The organism is Dietzia sp. SYD-A1 (assembly GCF_015356725.1).
In the GTDB taxonomy this organism is placed as follows: Bacteria; Actinomycetota; Actinomycetes; order Mycobacteriales; family Mycobacteriaceae; genus Dietzia.
The window spans coordinates 1-6,568 of record NZ_JADDKI010000139.1 but is presented as its reverse complement, the minus strand read 5'-3'; the positions used below and the strand labels follow the sequence as shown (position 1 = coordinate 6,568).

Sequence of the window (6,568 nt, the reverse complement as noted above, 5' to 3'; positions counted from 1 at the left end):
ACCCCGCGCGGCGAGGGTTCACCCCGCGACTCCTCGCGGACCGACGGCCGGCCCACACCGGGGTGACCCCGCGGCTCGGTAGGTCCCGCTCGGTCCGGTGGTGGTACTCGGCACGCCTGCGCATCACACTCGGCATCACGCTCACCTCGGCGGCCGTGTTCACCGCGATGGTCCTGTTCACCCTGCAGGTGCTCTACCTCACGGCCGAGCGGACGACGGACCTGCGACTCAATCGGGAGGCCGCCGACTTCACGACCTTCATCGATGCCGGGGTGCTGCCGTCGTTCGAGACGGAGGACCCCACGACCGAGCAACTCATCCGTGCCTATCTGGCCCAGCAGTACCCGTCGCCCGAGCTCCTCCTCGTGGGGACCGCCACCACGTCGGGCACGCAGTTCACTCTCTCGAGGTTCAGTGTGGAGGAAGATACCCTCTTCCCCCCGTCCATGAGGTCCCAGATCCAGCGGATCGGCCTGGTGTCAGACGAGGGTTCGGGGGTCATCGACGGCACCGTGCGCTGGCGGAAGGCCGAGGTCGACGGCCCCGCAGGCCCGGCCAACATCGTGGTCGCGATCAGCGACGCCCCCACCCGGGAGGAGACCGACCGCGTCGCCGACCTGCTACTGAGCACCGGCGCCGGCGGCATCGTCCTCAGCGCGCTCGTGGCCTGGCTCCTGGCCGGCCGGATGATCGTCCCGGTCCGTCGGATCCGCGAGGCCGCGGAGACGATCTCGGCCGCGGACCTCTCCCGTCGGGTCCCGGTCGACGGGCCCGACGAGATCGTCTCGCTGGCCGACACGGTCAACGCGATGCTCGAGCGCGTGGAGGAGGCCTACCGGACGCAGAGGGAGTTCCTCGATGACGCCGGGCACGAGCTGCGCACCCCCCTCACCGTGGTGCAGGGCAACCTCGACCTCATGCCCGAGGACCCCGATGCCCGGGCGGAGACGACCCGGATCATGCAGGACGAGTTGTCGCGGATGACCCGGATCGTCGAGGACCTCCTCACCCTCGCGCGGTCCGATCGGCCGGACTTTCTCCGGACCGCCCCCACGGACGTGGCGGAACTGGTGTTGGACGTCGAGGCCAAGATCGACGTGATCGCGGACCGGGAGTGGACGGTGCTCCCGTACGCGGAGGACATCGCCCTACTGGACCAGCATCGGATCACCCAGGCTCTCATCCAGTTCTGCTCCAACGCCGTCCGGTTCACGGGCCCGGGCGACGTCATCGAGATCGGCTGCCGCGCCATCGCCGCCGGGGACCCGACGGTCCCCGCCGACATGGCGGCGGGTCCGTTGCCCGAACCGCCGGAACGCGAGAACTACCGCCGACGCCTGCTGTGGTGGGTGCGGGACACGGGGCCCGGCGTCCCGCCCGGCGAGGAGGAGAGCATCTTCGAGCGCTTCCACACCGCCCGCGGGCAGCTCCGCGACGGGCGCGGCGGTACCGGTCTGGGACTGGCCATCGTCGCGACGATCGCCCGGGCACACGGTGGCCGTGCGTTCGCCTTCAACGCCAAGGGCGGGGGAGCGGCCTTCTGCATCGTCATCCCCTGTATCCCCGCGAGCAACGACTCAGGGGACGACACGGACTGATGTGACGCTCGAAACACGCGTTCCCCGTGGGATACTCCATTGTCGGAGAAGGAGGGTTGCATGACGAACGTTCTCGTCGTGGAGGATGACGATCTCATCCGCTCGGTACTGGTCAAGGCACTCGGCGGCGCCGAGTACACCGCACTCGAGGCTGTGGACGGAGAGAGCGCGCGATCCATCCTGTCGACCATCTCCGACATCGACCTCATGCTGCTCGACATCGGGCTGCCGGACGTCGACGGCCTGGCGCTGCTCCGGGAGGCGCGCGACCGCGGCTTCGCCGCACCCGTCATCATCCTCACGGCCCGTGACACCGTCGCGAACACCGTCGAGGGCCTGGACTCCGGTGCGAACGACTACATGGTCAAGCCGTTCCGGGTGCCGGAGCTGCTCGCCCGCATCCGGCTCCGTCTGCGCGAGCACGAGGCGTCGGAGGACCCGGGGATCCTCGAGCACGCCGGGATGAGACTGGACATCCGCACGCGCCGGGTCGAGGTCGACGGTCGCATCCAGGAACTGACCAACCGTGAGTACTCGCTGCTGGAGATGCTGCTGCGCAACAAGGGCGAGACCATCAGCCGTGAGCAGTTGCTCGAGAGCGTGTGGGGTATGGACTTCGACCCCGGGTCGAACATCGTCAACGTCTACATCCGGTCGTTGCGGCGCAAGATCGGGGAGAACAAGGTCCACACCGTGCGGGGCGTCGGCTACCGCGTGGAGTGAGTTCGCGCGGGATCGCGTCGGCTCTGGTGGCGGGCCGGGAAACCCGGTGAGGTCCCGGCCCGCCGGTCAGGTGCGCGGTCAGCGACTCACCTGGGGGGCTCCCACCCGAACGGCATGAGCACGCTCTGCAGCTCGCAGTAGGCGTCCAGCCCCTCGGGCCCGTTCTCGCGTCCGAGTCCGGAATTCTTGAATCCGCCGAACGGGGCGCTCGGGTCGAAGGCGTACCAGTTGATGCCCATGGTGCCGGTGCGCACCCGCTGCGCCACGGCGAGCGCGGCGTCCGGGTCGGCCGAGTAGACGGCGCCGGCGAGGCCGAACTCGGAGTCGTTGGCGATCTGCACGGCCTCGTCGACGGTGTCGTACGCGATGACCTGGAGCACGGGCCCGAAGATCTCCTCCTGCGCGATGGTCATGGAGTTGTCGACGTCGGTGAACACGGTCGGCTGGACGAAGGCACCCTCGGCGACGCCGGCGGGCAGTCCCTCGACCTTCCCGCCGCCGTAGGCGATGGTCGCGCCCTCCTCGACACCCTTGCGGATGTACCCCTCGACGCTGTCCTTCTGCTTGTGGTTGGCCAGCGGCCCGAAGGCGGTGCCCTCGTCGGACGGGTCACCGACCGGCATGGCCTTGACGTTCTCGACCAGCGCGTCGACCACCTCGGCGTAGCGCGACCGGGGGGCGAGGATACGGTTCTGGGACACACACGCCTGCCCGGAGTTCATCAGCGCGGAGAACACCATGGTGCCGGCGTGGGCGGCGATGTCCGCGTCCTCGAGGATGATCGCCGCGCTCTTGCCGCCGAGCTCGAGCGAACACCGGGTGAGGTTCCGGGCGGCGATGCCCGCGATGTGCTTCCCGACATCGGTGGATCCGGTGAACGAGATCTTGTCGACCTCCGGGTGGGAGACCAGGTGGTCGCCCACGGAACTCGGGCCGGTGACGACCGACAGCACCCCCTCGGGCAGCCCGGCCTCGCGGAACAGGTCCGCCAGCCACAGGGCGGAGAGCGGGGTCGCGGACGACGGCTTGAGGATCACCGAGCTGCCCGAGAGCAGGGCCGGGCCGAGCTTGGCCGAGTTGAGGTAGAGCGGAACGTTCCACGCGGTGACGGCGGCGACCACCCCGACGGGCTGGCGGGTCACCACGGAGGCGCCGAAGTCACCCTGCCGAACCTCGGACCACGGGAAATCGGTGGCCAGCTTCGCGTAGTAGCGCAGCACCGCGAGGGTGGGCGTCACCTGGATCATCGCAGCCGTGCCCGTGGGGGTGCCCATCTCGTCGGAGAGGATGCGGCAGACCTCTGCCTGGCGCTCCTCGAGCATGTCGGCGACCCGCCCGATCAGCGCGCCACGCTCCGCGGGCGGGGTGCGCCGCCACACGCCCGATTCGAAGGAGTCGCGGGCCTGGCTGACCATTTCGTCGACGTCCTCGGTGGTGGTCTCGGCCACCCTCCCGACGACGGCGTTCGTGGCCGGTGACGTCACCTCGAGAACACCCGTGGTGATGGGATCGGTCCAGCGGGTGCCGGAGAAGAGTTTGTCATGGACGACGACCACGGGGACCTCCGCGAGGTAGAAAACGAGAACGCGTTCCACTTCATAGTAGACGAGTGTCCGACTTCGCGCGGCGGCTAGCGCGCCCGCAGCACCAACACGAGATTCGACACCACGACCTCACGCACCACCGGCACCCGCACCAGCCACCACGCCCACCGCGGGTGATACCTCGGGAAGGCGGCGAGCAGGTCGCCCGATCCCGTCCCACGCGCCCACTCGAGACCCTCCGCGCACCCCACTCGGAACAGGGACTCGCCGTACACGTTCTTCGGAGGTCGGCCGTGGCGACGTTCGTACAGCCGCCGCGCGCGCTCCCCACCCAGATAGTGCGTCAACCCCATCTCGTGGCCACCGAACGGGCCGTACCAGAGGGTGTAGGAGACCACGACGAGGCCACCGGGCCTCGTCACCCTGAGCATCTCCTCGGCCATCGTCCAGGGCTCGGGCACGTGCTCGGCCACGTTGGAGGAGATGCACACGTCCACCGATCCCGACCGGATGGGCAGCGACATCCCGCTCCCCCGGACCGACCCCGCCTGGTCCAGTCCGGCTGCCGACATCTCCCCCACATCGGGTTCGACGGAGACGTAGCGCGCCCCCTCGGCGGCGTAGGCATCCGAGAAGTACCCGGGCCCGCCCCCCACGTCGAGCACCGTGAGGCCCGGCAGCCTCGACCCCGGCCCGGCCGGCGGCAGGTCCCCGGCTTCCGCCCACAGGTCCGCCACAAGGTCGACCGTGTCGCGCGCCAGGCCGGAATAGAAGGCATCCGGGTCGGACTGCTCGAGCGGGAACGACCGAAGGAGGCCGAGCGAGCGTCCGAGACTCGCCCGGCGGGCCACCGAACGGAGCGCGCCGGACCGATGATCTGCAGGTGGGGTCACAGCGGAGACGATACCGGCGGACCCGCGCCCGATCCGCGCTGCGTACAGTGTGCGCCGTGGCTCGAATCCTGCTGTTGTGCTGGCGCGACAGCACCCATCCGCAGGGCGGCGGCAGTGAGCGCTACCTGGAGCACGTCGCGGACGGTCTGGCGGCCGCAGGGCACACCGTCGTCTACCGGACCTCCCGTCCCCGCGGAGCGTCCCGTTCGGACGTGAGACGAGGCCCCGCCGGGGCGGGTGTCACGATCAGCCGCGGCGGTGGCCGCTTCACCGTCTACCCGCGGGCACTCGGGGCGATCCTCCTCGGTCGGTTCGGGGTGGGCCCGCTCGGCCGGGTGCGACGACCCGACGTCGTGGTCGACACCCAGAACGGCGTCCCGTTCTTCTCCCGCTTCGCCACCTCCGCGCCCGTGGTGGTGCTGGTCCACCACATCCACCGCGAACAATGGCCCGTCGCCGGGTGGCTTGTCTCGAGGATCGGCTGGTGGATCGAATCGCGCCTCTCGCCGCGCGTGCACTCGGACAGCCAGTACGTCACCGTGTCGCTGCCGTCGGCGGAGGAGCTCGTCGAGCTGGGAGTGTCCCCGGAGCGGATCGCGGTGGTCCGCAACGGTCTGGACCCGCTGCCCGACGGCGTGCGGCCGGGCGCACCCGGGACCCGCGCCGACGGCCCGCGCCTGGCGGTGTTGTCCCGACTGGTGCCGCACAAGCACGTCGAAGACGCCCTGGACGTCGTGGCGGCGCTCCGCGAGAGCCACCCCCGGCTGGTACTGGACGTCATCGGAAGTGGGTGGTGGGCCGACCGCCTCCGCGAGTACGCGTCCGAACGGGGTCTGGACTATGCCCCGGACGGTCCCGGGCCCCGCCACACCGCGGGTGCGGTCGTGTTCCACGGTCACGTGGACGAGGCCACCAAGCACCGGATCCTCGCCGCCGCGTCTGTCCACCTCATGCCCTCGAGGAAAGAGGGGTGGGGCCTGGCCGTCTCCGAGGCCGCGCAGCACGGCGTCCCCACCATCGGATACCACCACGCGGCCGGGCTGCGGGACTCGATCGACGACGGCGCGACCGGCCTGCTCGTGGACGACGTCGCGGCCATGACGACGGCCACCGGGCGTCTGCTCGACGATTCCGGACTCCGTGACCGGATGGGCGAGGCCGCGCGACGCAAGGCCGCCGCGCTCTCGTGGCCCGCGACCGCGGCGGCGATGGCGGAGGTCCTCACCGCCGTCACCGAAGGGCGACGGGTCACCGGGGTGATCGGCGGCCCACCGCGACGAGGACCAATGCCGCCAGAGCGGTGACCAGCCACAGCACGTGCGCCGCGAGGACCACGGCCCGGGAGGCCTCGGACGCGGACGGCGGCGCCGAGAGCTCCCGGCCGTCCGTCCCACCCAGCTCGTAGAGGACGAGTTCGGGATCGGCGAACCTCGTCGTCGCCGCCGACACGGTCCGGGCGGACTCCCCCCGGGGGCCGGTGGAGGTGCGCTCGTCGAGCACCCACCGCACCCCCAGTCCGGTCAGCGCGCGGGGCTCGTCTCCGCGTAGCAGCGCCTCGGTGGCCTCGCGAGCGCGGTCCCCCTCCCCCGCCACCGTGCCGGCACCGCCCACCACCAGATCACCGGGGACCAGGACCCGGGTGTCGAGCATCCGGGGGGCGGGGTCGAGCACAGCGGCCCCACCGGCCCAGATCGGGGTGGAGCGGAACGACCCGGCCGGCAGGACCAGCATGTCCCCGGGCCGGCCGTCGACGATATCCGCCACCCGGGCCCACCCCTCTCCATACGTGACCGGACGGAGCGAGTCCCAC

Annotated in this window: 5 protein-coding genes and 1 pseudogene; 3 read left to right on the top strand and 3 right to left on the bottom strand. The window is 70.9% G+C overall.

Annotated elements, in window-relative coordinates:
• Together IY392_RS06520 and IY392_RS06515 are read left to right on the top strand one after the other, a co-directional pair.
• On the top strand, positions 1–1,598 hold a 1,598-nt coding region (locus IY392_RS06520; RefSeq protein ID WP_309234021.1), incomplete at its 5' end, for a HAMP domain-containing sensor histidine kinase.
• Positions 1,599–1,658: 60 nt separating this feature from the next.
• Positions 1,659–2,321, top strand: a complete 663-nt coding sequence (locus IY392_RS06515) for a response regulator transcription factor (protein WP_107757523.1) — start codon at positions 1,659–1,661, stop codon at positions 2,319–2,321.
• Positions 2,322–2,407: 86 nt separating this feature from the next.
• On the opposite strand, the gene IY392_RS06510 is transcribed toward IY392_RS06515, so the two are convergent.
• Together IY392_RS06510 and IY392_RS06505 are read right to left on the bottom strand one after the other, a co-directional pair.
• Positions 2,408–3,877, bottom strand: coding sequence for an aldehyde dehydrogenase (locus tag IY392_RS06510; RefSeq protein WP_182612786.1), 1,470 nt, complete (start codon positions 3,875–3,877; stop codon positions 2,408–2,410).
• A 74-nt stretch (positions 3,878–3,951) separates the two neighbouring features.
• Positions 3,952–4,758, bottom strand: a complete 807-nt coding sequence (locus IY392_RS06505) for a class I SAM-dependent methyltransferase (protein ID WP_309230164.1) — start codon at positions 4,756–4,758, stop codon at positions 3,952–3,954.
• Positions 4,759–4,814: 56 nt separating this feature from the next.
• Here IY392_RS06505 and IY392_RS06500 point away from each other — a divergent pair, with 56 nt between their 5' ends.
• Positions 4,815–6,062 carry a glycosyltransferase family 4 protein gene (locus IY392_RS06500; RefSeq protein ID WP_107757524.1) on the top strand — a complete coding sequence of 416 codons (1,248 nt, stop codon included), beginning with the start codon at positions 4,815–4,817 and terminating at the stop codon, positions 6,060–6,062.
• Here the strand turns inward: IY392_RS06500 and IY392_RS06495 are convergent.
• Positions 6,007–6,568: pseudogene (locus IY392_RS06495) on the bottom strand (hypothetical protein); the annotation flags it as partial. The gene IY392_RS06500 and the pseudogene IY392_RS06495 sit on opposite strands and share 56 nt — an antisense overlap.

What these genes read in the sequence shown, in the direction of transcription:
- IY392_RS06515 (WP_107757523.1), top strand. Translation starts at nt 1,659, where the DNA reads ATGACGAACGTTCTCGTCGTGGAGGATGACGATCTCATCCGCTCGGTA.